Annotated in this window: 16 protein-coding genes; 8 read left to right on the forward strand and 8 right to left on the reverse strand. The window is 69.7% G+C overall.

The genetic code is table 11. The features are described 5' to 3' along the window. Nucleotides 1–16 precede the first annotated feature (16 nt). Both AC5L3C_RS04880 and AC5L3C_RS04885 read right to left on the reverse strand, forming a co-directional pair. Nucleotides 17–415 (reverse strand): 6-pyruvoyl trahydropterin synthase family protein, encoded by a 399-nt coding sequence (locus AC5L3C_RS04880; RefSeq protein ID WP_125502651.1) that lies wholly within the window; start codon nt 413–415, stop codon nt 17–19. 115 nt (nt 416–530) lie between these two features. Beyond that, nucleotides 531–1,526 carry a zinc-dependent alcohol dehydrogenase gene (locus AC5L3C_RS04885; RefSeq protein ID WP_493647117.1) on the reverse strand — a complete coding sequence of 332 codons (996 nt, stop codon included), beginning with the start codon at nt 1,524–1,526 and terminating at the stop codon, nt 531–533. A 108-nt stretch (nt 1,527–1,634) separates the two neighbouring features. Between AC5L3C_RS04885 and AC5L3C_RS04890 the strand changes: the two genes are divergently transcribed. The 4 genes from AC5L3C_RS04890 to AC5L3C_RS04905 all read left to right on the forward strand — a co-directional run bounded on the left by AC5L3C_RS04890 (nt 1,635) and on the right by AC5L3C_RS04905 (nt 4,599). Further along, nucleotides 1,635–2,399: a CDP-alcohol phosphatidyltransferase family protein gene (locus tag AC5L3C_RS04890; protein WP_125502656.1), complete on the forward strand. Its 765-nt coding sequence runs from the start codon at nt 1,635–1,637 to the stop codon at nt 2,397–2,399. Between the two features lie 105 nt (nt 2,400–2,504). Further along, nucleotides 2,505–3,467, forward strand: coding sequence for an ATP-binding protein (locus AC5L3C_RS04895; RefSeq protein ID WP_493647118.1), 963 nt, complete (start codon nt 2,505–2,507; stop codon nt 3,465–3,467). Between the two features lie 87 nt (nt 3,468–3,554). Beyond that, nucleotides 3,555–3,947: an SCO5389 family protein gene (locus tag AC5L3C_RS04900; RefSeq protein ID WP_493647120.1), complete on the forward strand. Its 393-nt coding sequence runs from the start codon at nt 3,555–3,557 to the stop codon at nt 3,945–3,947. A 67-nt stretch (nt 3,948–4,014) separates the two neighbouring features. Then, nucleotides 4,015–4,599, forward strand: a complete 585-nt coding sequence (locus tag AC5L3C_RS04905) for an HD domain-containing protein (RefSeq protein ID WP_493647122.1) — start codon at nt 4,015–4,017, stop codon at nt 4,597–4,599. Between the two features lie 30 nt (nt 4,600–4,629). Here the strand turns inward: AC5L3C_RS04905 and betT are convergent, their stop codons facing one another. The 3 genes from betT to AC5L3C_RS04920 all read right to left on the reverse strand — a co-directional run bounded on the left by betT (nt 4,630) and on the right by AC5L3C_RS04920 (nt 9,892). Then, nucleotides 4,630–6,756 (reverse strand): choline BCCT transporter BetT, encoded by a 2,127-nt coding sequence (gene betT / locus AC5L3C_RS04910; protein ID WP_493647123.1) that lies wholly within the window; start codon nt 6,754–6,756, stop codon nt 4,630–4,632. Nucleotides 6,757–6,807: 51 nt separating this feature from the next. Beyond that, complete coding sequence (locus AC5L3C_RS04915; protein WP_493647124.1) at nt 6,808–8,361, reverse strand: GMC family oxidoreductase; 1,554 nt, start codon at nt 8,359–8,361, stop codon at nt 6,808–6,810. Nucleotides 8,362–8,425: 64 nt separating this feature from the next. Further along, entirely contained in the window at nt 8,426–9,892 is a 1,467-nt protein-coding gene (locus AC5L3C_RS04920) for an aldehyde dehydrogenase family protein (RefSeq protein WP_493647125.1), read from the reverse strand. Nucleotides 9,893–10,146: 254 nt separating this feature from the next. On the opposite strand from AC5L3C_RS04920, the gene AC5L3C_RS04925 reads away from it, so the two are divergent. Then, on the forward strand, nt 10,147–11,145 hold the full coding sequence (locus AC5L3C_RS04925) for an IS481 family transposase (protein WP_037638204.1): 999 nt from the start codon (nt 10,147–10,149) through the stop codon (nt 11,143–11,145). A gap of 134 nt (nt 11,146–11,279) precedes the next feature. Here AC5L3C_RS04925 and AC5L3C_RS04930 read toward each other — a convergent pair whose 3' ends face one another. After that, entirely contained in the window at nt 11,280–11,720 is a 441-nt protein-coding gene (locus AC5L3C_RS04930; RefSeq protein ID WP_493647126.1) for a hypothetical protein, read from the reverse strand. 113 nt (nt 11,721–11,833) lie between these two features. Between AC5L3C_RS04930 and AC5L3C_RS04935 the strand changes: the two genes are divergently transcribed. The 3 genes from AC5L3C_RS04935 (at nt 11,834) to AC5L3C_RS04945 (ending at nt 14,408) form a co-directional block, all read left to right on the forward strand. After that, nucleotides 11,834–12,334: an effector-associated constant component EACC1 gene (locus AC5L3C_RS04935; protein ID WP_493647127.1), complete on the forward strand. Its 501-nt coding sequence runs from the start codon at nt 11,834–11,836 to the stop codon at nt 12,332–12,334. A 19-nt stretch (nt 12,335–12,353) separates the two neighbouring features. Continuing rightward, on the forward strand, nt 12,354–13,685 hold the full coding sequence (locus AC5L3C_RS04940; protein WP_493647128.1) for a caspase family protein: 1,332 nt from the start codon (nt 12,354–12,356) through the stop codon (nt 13,683–13,685). Nucleotides 13,686–13,811: 126 nt separating this feature from the next. Then, nucleotides 13,812–14,408 carry a hypothetical protein gene (locus AC5L3C_RS04945; protein ID WP_493647130.1) on the forward strand — a complete coding sequence of 199 codons (597 nt, stop codon included), beginning with the start codon at nt 13,812–13,814 and terminating at the stop codon, nt 14,406–14,408. A gap of 99 nt (nt 14,409–14,507) precedes the next feature. On the opposite strand, the gene AC5L3C_RS04950 is transcribed toward AC5L3C_RS04945, so the two are convergent. Further along, on the reverse strand, nt 14,508–15,722 hold the full coding sequence (locus AC5L3C_RS04950; protein ID WP_493647132.1) for a hypothetical protein: 1,215 nt from the start codon (nt 15,720–15,722) through the stop codon (nt 14,508–14,510). 11 nt (nt 15,723–15,733) lie between these two features. Continuing rightward, a complete protein-coding gene (locus AC5L3C_RS04955) occupies nt 15,734–16,786 on the reverse strand; it encodes a hypothetical protein (protein ID WP_493647134.1) in 1,053 nt (350 codons plus the stop codon). Between the last annotated feature and the right edge of the window lie 163 nt (nt 16,787–16,949).

A 16,949-nucleotide genomic window follows, 5' to 3' on the forward strand; every position in this document is an offset into this window, starting at 1 on the left:
TCGTAGGCCGTCCCGCTCACAGCGCACGCTCGTAGCTCGCCCAGGCGATGTGCGACTCGTGCAGGGTGACGGCGATCTTCGCGATGCCCTTGGCGCCCTCGCCGAGCGCGCCCTTGTGGACGCGTTCGGCGAGCCGGTCGGCGATGACCTTGGCCAGGTACTCCGTGGAGGTGTTGATTCCCGCGAAGTCCGGTTCGTTGTCGAGGTTGCGGTAGTTCAGCTCGCCGACGACGGCGCCGAGTTCCTGTGTGGCCAGGCCGATGTCGACGACGATGTTGTCCTCGTCCAGCTGTTCGCGCCGGAACGTGGCGTCCACGAGGAACGTGGCCCCGTGGAGGCGCTGGGCCGGTCCGAAGACCTCGCCGCGGAAGCTGTGGGCGATCATGATGTGATCGCGGACGGTGATGCTGAACAACGGACGACCCTCCAGGTGCGGCGCGTCTGTTCCCCGGTAGGTCTCCGCCGGGGATTGCCGAGTTATACGGCTGACTGCCTTCCCCTGTTCAGCGTCGGCTACGTCTTTTCTCAGGTCAGGCGTGTGCGTTTCGGCCGGGGCCGGCGTAACGCACGCGGTGGCACAGTGCGGGGATCTCGCCGGAGGCGAGGCGGGGCATGACGTCGGGCAGCTCCTCGAAGGGGGATTCGCCGGTGATCAGGGCGTCGAGGGCGGGGTCGGCGAGCAGGTCGAGGGCGAGGGCGAGCCGGTCGCCGTAGCCGCGGCCGGCGCGGGCCGGGGAGACGGTGCCGACCTGGCTGCCGCGGATGGTCAGCCGCCGTGAGTGGAAGGCCTCGCCCAGCGGGAGGCTCACCGTCCGGTCGCCGTACCAGCTCAGCTCGACGACGGTGCCCTCGGGGCGGAGCAGTTCGAGTGCCCTGGTCAGCCCCTGTTCGGTGGCGCTGGCGTGCACGACGAGGTCGCATCCGCCGAGGGCGTCGGCGGGGGTGGCGAACCCGACGCCGAGGGCCTCGGCGGTCTTCGCCCGGGCGGGGTCCGCGTCGACGAGCTGGACGCGTACGCCGGGGAAGCGGGCCAGCAGCGCGGCCACGGAGCAGCCGACCATTCCGCCGCCGACCACGGCGATGCGGTCGCCTACCAGGGGTGCCGCGTCCCACAGGGCGTTGACGGCGGTCTCCACGGTGCCGGCGAGCACGGCCCGCCCGGCGGGCACACCGTCCGGCACGGGGGTGACGGCGCTCGCCGGGACGACGTAGCGCGTCTGGTGGGGGTGGAGGCAGAAGACGGTGCGTCCGGTGAGCGCCTCGGGGCCCTCCTCCACCACGCCCACGCTGAGGTAGCCGTACTTCACCGGCCCCGGGAAGTCGCCCTCCTGGAACGGTGCGCGCATCGCCGTGTGCTGGCTCTCGGGCACGCCGCCCCGGAACACGAGCGTCTCGGTGCCGCGGCTCACCCCGGAGTAGAGCGAGCGGACGAGTACCTCGTCCGCGCCGGGCGCGGGGAGGGTGAACTCGCGGATCTCCCCTCGGCCAGGTGAGTCGAGCCAGAACGCACGTGCGGTGCGGTTCATCGAAGTCCTCCTGAACGATCGGGATCCTGCACGCGTACCGAGTGGTGCACGGGCCGCGCACAAGGTAGCGGCCTTGATCGACTCTGTCACACGGCCGGAGGATGCTCGGTGGCCCTGAACAACACTTACGACGCGAGGCTCGTACAGCAGGAGACCGCCGTAGGGGCGGGCGTACAGATCCTGTTGCTGGCCCTGATCGGTACGGCGATCGGGATGGGCCCCGCGGGCTGGCTGACCGGCCTCGCGTTCGCGATCGCCACCTGGGCGGTGCTCTCCCGGGCCCTGCACCGGTCCCGGCTGCGGACCTTCGGCCCGGCGAACCGGGTCACCCTGGGCCGGGCCACCCTCGTCGGCGGGGTGACCGCGCTGGTCGCCGACTCGTTCCAGGACTCACCGCCCGTCTCCCTCTTCGTGGGCCTGACCGCGGTGGCCCTGATCCTCGACGGCGTGGACGGCAAGGTGGCCCGCAGGACGGGTACGGCGACCCCGCTGGGCGCCCGCTTCGACATGGAGGTGGACGCGTTCCTGATCCTGGTGCTGAGCGTGTACGTGTCGATGGCGATGGGTCCCTGGGTGCTCCTGATCGGCGGTATGCGCTACGTCTTCGTCGCGGCGGCCCGGGTGTGGCCCTGGCTGACCGCCCCGCTCCCGCCGAGCACGGCCCGCAAGACGGTGGCGGCGCTCCAGGGCGTGCTGTTGCTGCTGGCGGGCGCGGCCGTGCTGCCGCACGCGGTCAACGTCGCGGTGGTGGCGCTGGCGCTGGGCCTCCTGGTGTGGTCCTTCGGCCGCGATGTGCTGTGGCTGTGGCGCACCTCCAGGACGACGGCCGTCCCGGCCGTTCCCGAGGTGCGGCGCGAACTGGTCGCGAGCTGACATCCGGGTGCCACTCGCCCGTTGGGGCGCGGGGATTTGACGCGGTGTCGATCACCGTCCTAAAACTACAGACATGACATTCATTTTCAACAGTGCGAGGCGCTGGTGAGGATCGCTTTCGTCGGCAAGGGCGGCAGCGGCAAGACCACCCTGTCCGCCCTCTTCACCCGCCACCTGGCCCACTCCGGCGCCCCGGTCCTCGCGGTCGACGGCGACATCAACCAGCATCTGGCGCAGGCACTGGCCCCCGGCGAGGACGACCCGCCCACTCCCCCTCCCCTGGGCCCGGGCATCCCGGACATCAAGGCGCTCCTACGGGGCACCAACCCCCGGATCGGCTCGCCCGAGTCCATGATCAAGACGACTCCGCCCGGCCGGGGTTCGCGGCTGCTGAGCCTCCTCGGCGACGACCCGCTGCACACCCGGCACGTCTCCCGGCCCTGCGGCATCCCGCTGATGGTCACGGGCGAGTTCGACGAGAGCGACCTGGGCGTCGCCTGCTACCACTCCAAACTGGGCGCGGTGGAGCTCTACCTGAGCCACCTGCTCGACGGCCCCGGCGAGTACGTCGTGGTCGACATGACCGCCGGCGCCGACGCCTTCGCCTCCGGTCTGTTCACCCGCTTCGACATCACGTTCCTGGTCGCCGAACCGACCCGCAAGGGCGTCTCGGTCTACCGCCAGTACCGCGACCACGCCCGGGAGTTCGGCATCCGCGTCGCGGTCGTCGGCAACAAGGTGACCGGCGAGGACGACCTGCTCTTCCTCAAGGAGCACGTCGGCGACGATCTGCTGACCCATCTGGTCCAGTCGGACTGGGTGCGCGCGGCGGAGCAGGGCCGGGCCGCGTCCGACGCGCTCGACGCGCTGGAGCCGCAGAACCGCCACGCCCTGACGGTCCTGCGCGAGGAGGTGGATGCGCGGCCCCGCGACTGGGACCGCATCCACCGCCACGCCGTCGAGTTCCACCTGCGCAACGCACGCTCGTGGGGAGACGCGCGCACGGGCGAGGACCTGGCCGCCCAGGTGGACCCGGACTACGTCCCGGGCACGGCGGCACCGGCCTGACGCGCGCCCTCCGTCTCCTCACCCTTCACCTTCACTCTTCACCTTCACTCCTTCGCTCCTTCACCCGCACCGAGAACGGACCCCTTCATGTCCCTCGACGTCTCCGACCAGCTCCTCGCCGAAGCCGAGCGCGGTGACATCCGCGAGCAGGACTTCGTGGACACCGTCCGCACGTCCCTGCCGTACGCCTACGACCTGATCGCCTCCCTCGCCGCCGATCTCCGGGCCGGCACCGCCGAGTTCACCGACAACCGGACACCGCCTCCCTCCGAGAAGGAGCGCGGCCAGCTCCTGCGCGCCCTCGCCAGCGACGCGATCCGCGGCAGCCTGGAACGGCACTTCGGAGTGACCCTCGCCTTCCAGAACTGCCACCGGGTGGCGGCCTTCCGCCCCGAGGCCAAGGGCGGTGACACGCACCACCGCTTCACCTCGGTCCGCGCCCAGATCCTGAACCAGTCCCCGGAGTTCAGGGACTGCTGAGCCCCGCCCCCAGGCGCCGGCGGGAACTCCCCGCCCGCGCCGCTCCGGCGGTTGTTACGCTCCCCCGGTGAAGATCCCGGCCCCCGCAGAGATACGCGCGCTGCACGAGAAGTACGCGCCCACCCCCGAGGCGTTCGCAGACGTCCACACGCACTGCGAGACCGTCTGGAGCGTCGCCGAGCGGCTGCTCGCCTCGCCCCGTCTCGCGCACCTCGACGCCGACCTGGTCCGAGCGGGCTGCCTCCTCCACGACATCGGCGTCTACCGCCTCATCGACGCCGAGGGACGGCTCGACCACCCCAACTACGTCCGGCACGGCGTGCTCGGCCACGAACTGCTGGAGCAGGAGGGCTTCCCCGAGCCGCTGCGCCGGTTCTGCTCCCACCACACCGGTGTGGGCCTCACCAAGGACGACGTCATCAGCCGGAACCTGCCCGTGCCGCCCGCCGACTACCTGGCGGAGACGCCGGAGGAGCGCCTGGTGATGTACGCGGACAAGTTCCACACCAAGTCCCGGCCGTCGGTGTTCCTCACGCCCGACGAATACGCCGAGCACCTCCGCCGCTTCGGCGAGGACAAGGTGACCGCCTTCCAGGCCCTGCGCGCGGAGTTCGGCGATCCCGGCCTCCCTGCGACCGTGCCCACGGGGTGACGGCGGGCCCGGTCCGCGGGACGGCCGGGCCTACTCCTCCGGCAGATGCGCGTCGGCGGCGTCCGGGCGGTGGTCGGGGAGGTTCGACCGGGTGGACGCCTCGTGGCGCATCCGCAGGAACTCCAGGTGCCGCTCGTACTGGTCGAGGCTGTCGGCGATGAGCTGCTCCTTGGTGTAGCCCATCACGTCGTAGTCCTGGTTGCCCTCGGTGAGCCGGACCTCGAACCGTACGTAGGTGTCGTGCGTGCCCACCGCCCGGGTGGCGAACCCGGGGGTGGGCAGTTCCACCGGCCACACCTCGTAGACGAACGCGTCGTCCTCGCCGATGGGGACCCGCAGGCCGACGTGGTTCAGGCCGTTCTCCTCGACCGTCCCCTCCAGGACCTCCGCCTCCACGCCCTGCTCGCGCAGTTCCTGTACGACCTCCTGGAAGGCGGGCCGGCACACCTGGTCGACGAAGCGCGCGGCCGCCCGCCTGCCCGGGAACGCCATGGCCCGCGCCAGCCGGTGCCGCCAGTTCGGTGCGCCCGGCAGACCGTGGTGCGCGATGCGCCCGGAGAGCGACGCGGGCAGCGTGACCACTCTCGCCTCCACCTTCATCCGCTCGGTGCGCAACGCCAGGAAGAGCCCGGCCATGATCAGGAACATCACGAAGGAGAAGGGCAGTCCCATGATGATGGTGGCGTTGGTGAGCGCCTCCACACCGCCCACGATGAGCATGGCGAGGGTGAGCAGACCGGTCGCCACCGCCCAGAAGATGCGCAGCCACGCGGGCGCGTCGGTCACCGGGGTGGGCAGTTCGGCGCTGAGGTTGCCCATGACCAGGGCGCCGGAGTCGGCGGAGGTGACGTACAGCAGCAGCCCGACGAACGTCGCGAGGCCGGCGCTGAACAAGAAACCCGGGTATTGGTCCAGCAGGGTGTAGAAGCCCTGCTCGGGGACGTTCATCGCGGTCTCGCCGAACTCGGTGTTGCCGTCGCGCACCACGAACAGGGCGCTGTTGCCGAAGATCGCCAGGAAGAGGCCGGTGAAGATGAAGGGGATGACCAGCGTCGCCGCGATGAACTCGCGCAGGGTGCGGCCGCGGGAGATGCGGGCCAGGAAGAGCCCGACGAACGGCGCCCAGGCGACCCACCAGGCCCAGAAGAACAGCGTCCAGGCGTCCAGCCACTCGGTGGGCTGGTCGTAGGCGAAGGTGTTCAGGGTCATCGACGGGAAGCCGCTGACGTAGTCCCCGACGTTCTGGACCACGGCGTTGAGCACGCGGAACGGTTCTCCGACGACCAGGATGTAGAACATCAGCACCGCGGCCAGGATGATGTTCAGCTGCGAGAGCCTGCGGATGCCCTTGTCGACGCCGGACGCCGCGGACGCGGTGGCCATGCCCACCGCGATGACGATCAGCGCGATCTGCGCGGCCAGCCCCTCCTCCACGTCGAAGAGGGCTTTGAGGCCGTAGTTCAGCTGCACCACGCCGATGCCGAGGGTCACGCCGATGCCGAAGACCGTGCCGATGATGGCGGCCAGGTCGACGGTGTCGCCGATCCGTCCGTGGATGCGGCGGCCGATGATCGGGTAGAGCGCGGAGCGGATCGCGAGCGGCAGCCGGTAGCGGAAGGAGAAGTAGCCGAGGGCCATGCCCATCAGCGCGTACATGCCCCAGCCGGAGATGCCGTAGTGGAACAGGGTCCACACCACGGCCTGCCGCGCGGCCTCGAGCGTCTCCGGGTCGCCCTGCGGAGGGGCCAGGTAGTGGCTGACGGGGCCGGAGACGGAGAAGAACATCAGGTCGATGCCGATGCCCGCCGCGAACAGCATCGACCCCCAGGTGAACAGGCCGTAGTCGGGCTTGGAGTGCTTGGGACCCAGCTTGACCGTGCCGTACTTCGACGCGGCGATGAAGACGACGAACAGCAGGTAGAGGGTGGCGGCGACGAAGTAGTACCAGCCGAACCAGTGGGAGATCTTGCCGACGGCCACGCCGATGACGTCCTCGGCCCCGTCGGGGGTCACGATCGCCCAGAGCGAGATCGCGAGGACGAAGACGGCCGCCCCGAAGAAGACCACGGGTTTGAGCCGTACCGGGGCCGACGGCTCGTCCTCGGACGTCATCTCCCGCGGCGCCGCCCCGGGGTCCTTGTCACCAGCGGTCGACACCGTCGTGCACCTCCTTCGCCGATGGCCGGGGCGCCGGCTCCCGCCGCCCGTTCACCGTGCGGCCGCCCGGCCGGTGATCAGGTCCGCGGCGCGTTCGGCGGCGAGCAGGACCGTCACCATGGGGTTGATGGTGGGCATCGTCGGGAACACCGACGCGTCGACGATGCGTACGCCCTCGACGCCGCGCAGTCTCAGCTGCGGATCGCAGACGGCCATCGGGTCGTCGGCCGCGCCCATCCGGCAGGTGCCCGCCGGGTGGTAGACGGTGTGGGCCGCGCGACGCCCGTACTCCGACAGGCCGGCGTCGGAGGTGACGTCCGGGCCCGGCGCGACCTCGCGCACCAGCCAGCCCTTCAGCGGATCGGTCGCGGCGACCTCCCGGGCCACCTTCAGCCCTTCGACGACGGTGCGCTCGTCATGACCCTCCGGGTCGGTGAAGTACCGGAAGTCCAGGGCCGGATGCTCGGCCGGGTTCGAACTGCGCAGCCACATGCGGCCGGTGGAGCGGGCCCGGGGCACGTTCGGGGTCATGCACACCCCGTGCTCGGGGACGGGGTAGCCCAGCCGTTCGGTGTTGACGGTGAACGGCACCTGGTAGAAGTGGAACATCAGATCCGGGCGCGGCTGTTGCTTGTCGAGGCGCAGGAACAGGCCGGCGTCGGAGTCCATCGCGGAGTTGGGCGGCAGCGGGCCCTCGGTCTCCCAGACCATCACGGACTCGGGGTGGTCGAGCAGGTTCTCCCCCACGCCGGGCAGGTCGGCGTGCACGTCGATGCCGAGGCGGCGCAGGTCGTCGGCGGGGCCGAGGCCGGACAGCAGCAGCAGGCGCGGGGTGTCGATGGCGCCGGCGCAGAGCAGGAGTTCGCGTTCGGCGCGTACGGTGGCGGGCTCGCCGTCGGCGCCGCGGATGGCGACGCGGGTCAGCCGCCCGGCCTCGTCGGTGAGCAGCCGGTGCGCCCAGGTCTCCAGCAGGAGGGTGAGGTTGGGGCGGTCCAGGACGGGGTGCAGATAGGCGACGGAGGCCGAGGAGCGCAGGTTGCCCTCGGGCTCGTAGGCCAGGGAGAAGAAGCCGGTGCCGTCGGCGAAGGGCTCGGCGTTGAAGTCGTCGACGACGGGGACGCCGGTGGCGCGGGCGGCGGCGGTGACGAAGTCCTTGGCGATGGGATTGCGGTCCGCCTCGGCCACCGGCACGATCGTGGTCTGGAGCCGGTCGCGGTACGGCAGGATCGTCGCCGGGTCCCAGCCGGCGCACCCGGCGGCCACCCAGTCGTCGAGGTCCTGCGGCAGCGGCAGGAAGCTGATCAGCGTGTTGTGCGAGGAGCAGCCGCCGAGCACCCGGGCCCGTGAGTGCAGGATGTGCGAATTCCCGCGCGGCTGTTCGACGGTGGTGTAGCCGTAGTCGAACTCGGTGCCGAGCAGGTTGATCCAGTTGCGCAGCCGCAGGATGCGTTCGTCACCGACGTCGCTGGGTCCGCCTTCGACGACGCAGACACGGCAGTCCGGGTCCTCGCTCAGGCGGGCGGCGAGCACACAGCCGGCGGTGCCGCCGCCGACGATGACGTAGTCGTAGGAGGACTCGGTGCCGTGCGGGGTGGTGGACGCCATGGAACGCCTTTCTTCGGTGCCTGCGGGTGGCGGCGGACCGCGCCGGGCCGGCCCTCGAGCCCGGTCAGCCCTTGAACCAGCCGGAGGGGGCCGGAGCGAGGTTCTGGTAGATGTGCTTGGCCTCCTGGTACTCGCGCAGACCCGTGGGGCCCAGTTCGCGCCCGACGCCGGAACGTCCGAAGCCGCCCCACTCGGCCTGCGGTACGTAGGGGTGGAAGTCGTTGATCCACACGGTGCCGTGGCGCAGCCGCTGGGCGACGCGCTGGGCACGGCTCGCGTCGGAGGTCCACACGCCGCCGGCCAGGCCGTAGCGGGTGTCGTTGGCCAGGCGCACGGCCTCGTCCTCGGTGCGGAAGCGCTCGACGGTGACCACCGGTCCGAAGACCTCTTCCTGCACGATGCTCATGGAACTGTCGCAGTCGGCGAAGATCGTCGGCAGCAGGAAGAACCCGCGGCTCAGCTCGGGGTCGTCGGGGCGGGTCCCGCCGGTGACGAGCCGCGCGCCCTCCTTCTTCGCGGCGGCGATGTGCCGCTCCACCTTGTCCCGGTGCTCGGCCGAGCTGAGCGGGCCGCTCTCCGTGCCCTCCTCCAGGCCGCTGCCGAGCCGGACGGCCCGGGCGCGCTCGGCGAACGCCTCGACGAACCGGTCGTGCAGGGAGTCCTGGACGAGCAGGCGCGAGCCGGCGGAGCAGACCTGGCCGGAGTGCAGGAAGGCCGCGTCGAGGGCGAAGTCCACGGCGGCGGCGAAGTCGGCGTCCTCGAAGACGATGTTGGGGTTCTTGCCGCCCAGTTCCAGGGCGATGTTCTTCGGCCCGTCCGCGGCGGCGGCCATGATGGCGCGTCCGGTGGCCAGGCCGCCGGTGAAGGACACCAGGTCGACCTCGGGGTGGGAGGTGAGCGCCGCGCCGACGGTCGCTCCGGGGCCGAGCACCAGGTTGGCGACGCCGGGCGGCGCGCCGGCCTCCTCGATCAGCCGGATCATGGCGATCGTCGTGAGCGGTGTGGTCTCGCTGGGTTTCAGTACGAAGGTGTTGCCGGCGGCGAGCGCCGGCGCGACCTTCCACGACGCCTGGAGCAGGGGGTAGTTCCAGGGCGCGATGAGCGCGCACACCCCGACGGGCTGGTACACGACCCGGCTGAGGACGTCCGGTCCGACGTCCACGACCCGGCCGCCGTCCTTGCCCGCCAGTTCCCCGAAGTAGCGGAAGGCGTTGGCCACGTCCTCCACGTCGATGCGGGCCTCGGTGAGCGTCTTGCCGGTGTCGAGGGTCTCGGTGCGGGCGATCTCCTCCTTGTCGCGCAGCAGCAGGTCGTGCACGCGCAGCAGGAGGTCGGCGCGCCGGCGGGTGGGGGCGTACGCCCAGTCCTCCTCCTCGAAGGCCCGCCGCGCGGCACGCACCGCGCGGTCCACGTCGGTGGCGTCCGCCTCGTCCACGGTGGTGACGACGGAGGCGTCGTACGGGTTCACCACGTCCCGCTTCCCGCCGGCCGCCGGCCCCGTCCACTCACCGTCGATGTACAGCTCGCCCATCGCGCGGGCCCTCCTTCGCATCCGCCCGGTACCGATCGGGTTGCCGGTCGGCAGCACGACCCATGCTGCGGCGAGCGCGCGGAGGGTGCGCGGTGGCGGGTGCGGACGGGTGGCGGGGTGACTCGGGTGGGCTAGCTGTTCTGTCCGGGGAGGTTGTGAACGGTGAGACAGGTCTCGGCCGAGGGATCTTGAACGGGTGAGGGCCTTCCGGTTCGGTGTGGATTGCGACGTCTACACCAACCAGAAAGGCCCTCGTGCCCCACCGTAATGCACCCCTGACCGAGACCGGACGGCTGCGCCTGGCCCGTTGCGTGGTCGAGGACGGCTGGCCCCTGCGCCGGGCCGCCGAACGCTTCCAGGTCTCGCCCACCACCGCCCAGCGGTGGGCCGACCGCTACCGCCGCCTGGGGGAAGCCGGCATGGCCGACCGCTCCAGCCGCCCACGCACGAGCCCGGGCCGCACTCCCACCCGTACCGAGCGGCGGATCATCAAGGTCCGTCTGCTGCGCCGGTGGGGACCGGCCCGCATCGCGCACTTCCTGCACCTGGTGCCCTCGACCGTGCACCGCGTGCTCACCCGCTACCGCCTGGCCCGCCTGTCTCATCTCGACCGGACCACCGGCCGCGTGGTGCGCCGCTACGAACGCGCCAGGCCCGGCGAACTCGTCCACGTCGACATCAAGAAACTGGGCAACATCCCCGACGGCGGCGGACACAAGGTCCATGGCAGGGCTCAGGGCAGCCGCAACAGCTCCGCGCACCGCGACCCCGCCCGGCCCCGCGCCGTCCACGGCCGTCCCAACCTCGGCTACAGCTACCTGCACACCGCCGTCGACGACCACTCCCGCCTCGCCTACAGCGAGATCCACGCGGACGAGAAGAAGGAGACCGCCACCGCCTTCTGGCAGCGGGCCCACACCTTCTTCACCCAGGCCGGGATCTCCGTCGAACGGGTACTGACCGACAACGGCTCCTGCTACCGCTCACGCGACTGGCGCGATGCCCTGGCAGCGACCGGGATCGCCCACAAGCGAACCCGGCCCTACCGGCCCCAGACGAACGGCAAGGTCGAACGCTTCAACCGCACCCTGCTGGACGAGTGGGCCTACGCACGCCCCTACCGGTCAGAAGCCGAGCGCCGCCAAGCGTTCCCGCAATGGCTGCACACCTACAATCACCACCGCGGACACACCGCGCTGAAAGGGCAACCACCCGCCAGCCGCGTCCCCAACCTCACAGGGCAATACAGCTAGCCCGTCGTTCGGATGACGCCGCAGACGCGGGGCCTGGAACGCGCGTCCGCGGTGTTGTCGTCGGTTGCCAGGGCCCGCTCACGGTGCTGACAAGGCGCCGCCGGTGTCCTGCGGCGTGATCCGAACGACGGACCCTAGCGGGCCGGTCTGCGCAGGCGCAGCACCAGGGCCCCGGCGGCGCTCACGAGCGCGACCACCGCCGGGAACACGATGGTCGCGGCGAGCAGCGCGGTCACGCGGGTGCCGGTCGCCACGGAGTAGAGGGTGCCCCACATACCGCGCCGGACCTCGATCTCGTCCCCCGGGCCGGCCTCCTCACTGAGCCACACCTTCACCCACCCGCCCTCCTCGCCGAGCGCGCGGTCGGGCAGCCATCGGGCGACACAGATGTGGTCGGCGACTCCGGGCCCGCCCCGCTGCACACGGCAGGAGTGGACCCGCGCCCGGCCTTCGTCGCCGGCGAGCCCCAGCTTGGGCAGATTGGTCGCCGCGAGCCCGACGGCCCACAAACACGCGACGAGACACACCACCCACAGATGCCCACTGCGCACCCGCCGCCCCCACCACGCTCCCACGGGGCCTCCTCCGGGCTGCTCGACTACGGGCCCTGGCAACCAGTTCAGGATGAGGTGGGCCCTGGTCGCGAACAAGACCTCCCTTGTTGTCGTGGCATCCCGTAGAGCCTGCAGTGATCCGCGACTACAGTTTGGGTTGCATCTGGTCACAGAGACTTGACCCGGGGGTAAGAGTGCGCGTTCGTGTAGAAGTTGCAAACGGCGTACAGAGTCAAGACGCGTCGCGATTAACGGAAGCTTTTGAGCGCTGGCTGGGGCAGGATCGCACGGTAGGCCCGCACGTCGAAATTAACCGCATCCGCTCCGAGTCAGCCGATGGTGCGATGTCCGGCGAGCTGGTCAACTGGCTCGGCCTGGTGCTGAGCAACGGCTTTTCCGCGGCCTCGTTGGTGTACTCGCACCTGGCCTTCCGTGCTTCGCTGCCGCCCCGTGAGCGGCAGTCCGTGCGGCTAGTGGTCGAACTCGGCAACTCCCGAGTAGAGGTCGAGGCAGGTACGGCCGAGGAGGTGGCCCAGCTCACGCGCCTGGTGGGCGGCGTCGGGCTCCTCGACCACCAGGCGCCCGAATCGGAGGGAGACACTGGCTCCGGCGGAGGAGCCGCCGGTGCTGCCTGACCCTCGGAGAAGCCGGGCGGTGCTGATCGGGGTGGACAGCTACCGCGAGTTGCCCTCGCTCCCTGCCGTTGCCTCCGGAACCCTGCGGCTCTCCAAGCTGATACGCGATCTTTGGGGCTTTCCGAAGAGCCATGTCACGACACTTAACGCCGCAACGTCCGAGCACGAGGTCCTCGCAACAGTACGGGATGCGGCGAAGGCCACGCGCGACACCCTGATCGTGTACTACGCCGGGCACGGACTGCGTGATCACGATGTTCCGAACCTGTACTTGTGTCTATCCAATGCCGATGAGACTCACCGGCAGATCGGAACTGTGGCGTACAGGGATCTACGTGATGTCATACGGCAGGCTGGCCACCGTGCGCGTTACCGCTTGACTTTCCTGGACTGCTGCTACAGCGGTTTGGCCGGGGCCATGGGTGCCCACGGCCCGGCCACGCGCGAAGAACTGGCCCTGGCCCTGGACGAAGATCCCGCTCCGGAGAGCGATCCCACGGACGATCACGGGAACGTGGTACTCACTTCCGCACCGCATGACAGACCGTCCTTTTCCCTACCGAACGCCGATTGCCCGGAGGCCACCGGAGAACTGATCAGAGTCCTGACATATGGGATTCGCGGCAGGGGGCCGGAACTGAGCGTCAGTCTCGTCTGGCAGCATGTGCGAAAGGAGCTCGTCTTGAGAGGACGCCCTGAGCCGCAACTGTACGCCCAGAACCGCGCGGCTGAACTCCTCGGCTTCCCGAACCGTGCCCCCGTCACCGTGACAGTGATTCCGGCAGTGAACGGAGCAGCCGAGCGTCTCGGCGTCGCTTCGCCCGACAGCGGCAAACCCGCTCTGGCACAGACGGACATGGCGAGTGCACCCACCACCGCCCCGAGCAACATGCCGGAGCCGGATTGGCAGCCCGCCCCGATTGTCCGGTGGCGACCCGAGAAGCAAACTCCCTATCCCGGTAGCTGGTACTTCAAGGACCAGCAGGCATGCCTTTTCGCGTTGGATGCCGCCTGGGGGCATCTGAAGAAGGAGTTCAGGACGGTCCGCCGACGCCTGCGGGTACCTCTCCATGTACGAAACCCCGTGAGCACCGCGACCTGGCTGTACCGCTCCACGGCAGATTCCCGGTGGGAGATCATCGCAGAGTCACTCAAAATTCTCGAAGATCGCAAAGACGGATATCTACCCCACACTCCGGTGGACCCGTACGCGGGCCTCGTCCCCTCCGCAACCACACCACCCAGCTGGAAGCTGACCACGGACATGGTCGACACCTACTGGGAGAAGGTGGAGCAGCTGCGGGCCGACATCAACAAGCTGGCCGAGCTGCACTCCGGCGTGCGCGAGTAGCCACGTCGCGATGCGAGCCACGCCGGCGACCCGTTACGCCACGGTGTGCCCGTTCCTCACGCTGCTCGCGAGTCCAAGGCGTTGGACGCGGCCCGCCTTGTCGGTGGACACCTGTTTACTTGGCCCATGACCGACAAGATGAGTCACAGCGATGTCCACCGAACCATGGCTCCCGCTCCCGACACCGAGATGGTCGAGCCGTACGGAGGCGGGAAGGGAATTCGGTTCAGGATCCGCAACGTGAGGATCGACGGCCGGGCCAACGTGGTGCACGTCCGCGGGGGAGGTTCACACGAGGTCGGTTTCGACCTGCTGCACGACTGCTCGGAGTACGGCAACGCCATCAACCAGGTGATCGTCGGACTGGCGGGCCAGGAACGAGCCCAGGCATCGGTGTGGAACGGCAAGCAGCGCAGCGGGGGCGGCGTGAAGGTGGTCAACACCGGCACCCATGTCGAGGCACTGGCGGAGGACAACCCGGGTCCGGCGGAGGGGGTACATGTGTCGTGCGACCTCGTTGTTCCTGACGAACCCGGCGTCTACTCGATCCGAGCACGGTACGCCCAGGCGTATCAGGGACGCCTGATGACTGTCGAAGGACGTGCGATCCCACAGCCGGAGTACGAGGACGTGCTGGGCTGGTGGAAGGTCGACCGCCCGGAAGGGCCCGGCCCGGAATCGGCCATAGGCACCATCATCGTTGAGGCCGGGGCCGCCGGTTAGTCGCTTCGGCCGACCAAATGACCTCGACCGAGCCCGGCACGGTCTCACCACCCACGTCGATCGCGGCCCAGCGGGCCCGCCTCATCCGCCGGGGTCGGTTCACCACCACTCCAGAAACACCGTGCCGACGCTCAAGTACTCGTGAGATACGTGAATCACACGCCCCTTCCCCGACGTGGGCACCACCCTGAAGTCGCCCTCCCCATACCGCTCTTCGGTCCGGTCGTTGGGCAGGTGAACGGAGACGATGAACTGCTCACCGGTCGACGAGACCAGCATCCCCTCGGCGATCGAACCGAAGATCGTCAGCTCGCCCGGTTGAAACACGGTGATCTCACCCTCCTCCGCACGACCGGAACGGTCATCCGCGAGCTGGAAGGATCCCGCCTTGTTGCGGCACAGCACCCGCTCGTCACCGACCCACCCCACGATGCCGACGCACCCGCTGAGCAGCGTGACCGAACGGGCCGTCGACGTGGTCAGCGGCCCTGAGGAGTCCAACGTGTCGAAGACGTGGCCGAAGACCTTGGGCGCGGTCGCGGTGCGGCGCCGGCCGTCGGGAGCGAGGCGGACCATGTTGGCCTGAACGGCACGCGGAGGCTTCCCGGAGACAACGAGCGGGAGGTCGTGTCCTGTCGCCGGCCCCTCGTCGGACAGCGCATGGTCCCCCTGGACCGACCGGGAACCGATCCTTTGCTCACCGCCGGTATCGGTATAGGTGAACCACACTTCGCGCCCGTCCGGCGACATCACGGCATTCTGCTCGTCCGCACCTCTCGCGCTGCCCAGTCGCTCGAACTTGTCCGCACCAGTGCCGCTCTCCACATAGCCGACGCGGGAGGTTCTGCCGTCGGAGTCCCGCACCACCACGGCCATGCGTGTGAACGCCAGGTCGAACAGGGCCCGGACCCGTGGAGTCACGTACTCCAGGTCGTCCACACCATAGGGGGACGGGTTGTCCGGGAACGTCCCGCACAGATCGATGAGAGGGCTGTTGACCGCCTTGACGCCCGTGAAGTTGTTGAAAGCGGCATCCCCCGGAATGAGGAAGTACCGCTCCCCGCGCGGCTCCCACCGCTCGGTGTCCCAGGCTCGCACCACGACGCCGGCCGAGCCCGCGCCCACGACGCAGGTCGCGGTGACGACCGTGCCCTCGCGGGTGAAGGGACTGTCCGGAAGGAGGTACTCCCGGTTGCCGAGGTAAGGCGCCGGGGGCACAGAGGTCGCGGTCTCCGGCTTCTCCTTGCTTGGTTTGCTCAGCTGCCCGCTGCTGCACCCCTGGACGCACAGCACGGTCAGGAGCAGCAGAGCCACGGCTCGGCCGGCTATGTGATGCACTTCGACACATCCTCCTGATCGCACAGTCTCACAGGGAGGGGGTGGAGGAAGTACGCCTGCTGGGCGTCCACAGGGGCGGACTCGGTGTGGATGCGCAGGGGCTTCCCCTCGCTGTCGTCCAGTTGGACCCACCGCGTCTTCTGGTACGCGTCGGTGTAGCGGACCTTGATGCCCCAGTCACAGGCCTGACCTGGTGGCGCGATGGCCTGCACCTTGAAGCCGGCCGAGGACTGACCGCCTCCGACCTCGATGTAGTGGGCGCCGAAGTAGGGCTCGCCCTGTCCCTCCGTGTTGTCGGCCAGCACCGGTTCGCCGGCGAGAGGCGGAATGTGGAGCTGGAGACCTGTGTAGGACGCGTCCCCCTGCGGTGGCAGCTCGACGAGTGTCTGCGCCGTAGTTTTCCGGCAGGAGATGTCGGTGACTTTCCAGCCGTTGATGACCACCGTGGAGGAGCGGGTGCTCATCAGATTCATGTAGAACACGTCGACGAAGTGGCTGTCGCCGACCAATTGCAGCTGCTCGATGTAACGCTCGGGGGCGTACTCCAGGGCGGCCGCGTGTTCGAGGGGGCGGCCGCCCAGCTCCCTCAGGTACCGGAAGGCGGCAGCCGGGTTCTCGTCGGCCACGAGTCTCCGCTTCTCCTTCGGAGTCAGTGGCCGGTCGAGAACGACTGCCCAGGACCAACTGTCGCCGCTTTCCGCAGGACGCATGGACACCGTGAACGGCGCCTTGTTGGCGTCGTATTCGGCTGTGGACTCGTTCTCCCTCGTCACACTGGGCCCGATCATGACGTAGCCGATCAGGGTGTCCCGGAAGACGGCCACCAGAGCGATCGCCAGCGTCACCAGGAATGTCACCGCTCTTCTTCGCCGGGAGGAACCGGGCGCGAGGCCGAGCGTCTCGGCCACGATCGACGCGTAGCTCTCCCTGGGACGGTCGGCCTCGCTCTGCCCGGTCTGCGCGGCCGGCTCCTCTCGGGTGGTGTCGGCGCCGTCCGCCTGCGGCTCGGGTCTGCCGTCGGGTGACCCTGTCGTCGCCATACCCGTCCCCCCACCAGGTGACTGCCGAGGCGGAACGCTGCCACCATGCGCGTCCCGCGCTATCCCCTCGATACCCCTCCTTCGCCTCCCCGACAACACTCGATTACGCCATGGTGGCTGCGTCCCCTCCGCCTGGCACGCGCCCGCCCCTGATCACAGCCGA

It is taken from the genome of Streptomyces speibonae (assembly GCF_984686075.1).

Excerpts from the sequence above, each read along its gene's own strand:
- AC5L3C_RS04885 (WP_493647117.1), bottom strand. The coding sequence starts at position 1,526 with ATGAACCGCACCGCACGTGCGTTCTGGCTCGACTCACCTGGCCGAGGG.
- AC5L3C_RS04900 (WP_493647120.1), top strand. The coding sequence starts at position 3,555 with ATGTCCCTCGACGTCTCCGACCAGCTCCTCGCCGAAGCCGAGCGCGGT.
- AC5L3C_RS04915 (WP_493647124.1), bottom strand. The coding sequence starts at position 8,361 with ATGGCGTCCACCACCCCGCACGGCACCGAGTCCTCCTACGACTACGTC.
- AC5L3C_RS04920 (WP_493647125.1), bottom strand. The coding sequence starts at position 9,892 with ATGGGCGAGCTGTACATCGACGGTGAGTGGACGGGGCCGGCGGCCGGC.
- AC5L3C_RS04945 (WP_493647130.1), top strand. The coding sequence starts at position 13,812 with ATGACCGACAAGATGAGTCACAGCGATGTCCACCGAACCATGGCTCCC.
- AC5L3C_RS04955 (WP_493647134.1), bottom strand. The coding sequence starts at position 16,786 with ATGGCGACGACAGGGTCACCCGACGGCAGACCCGAGCCGCAGGCGGAC.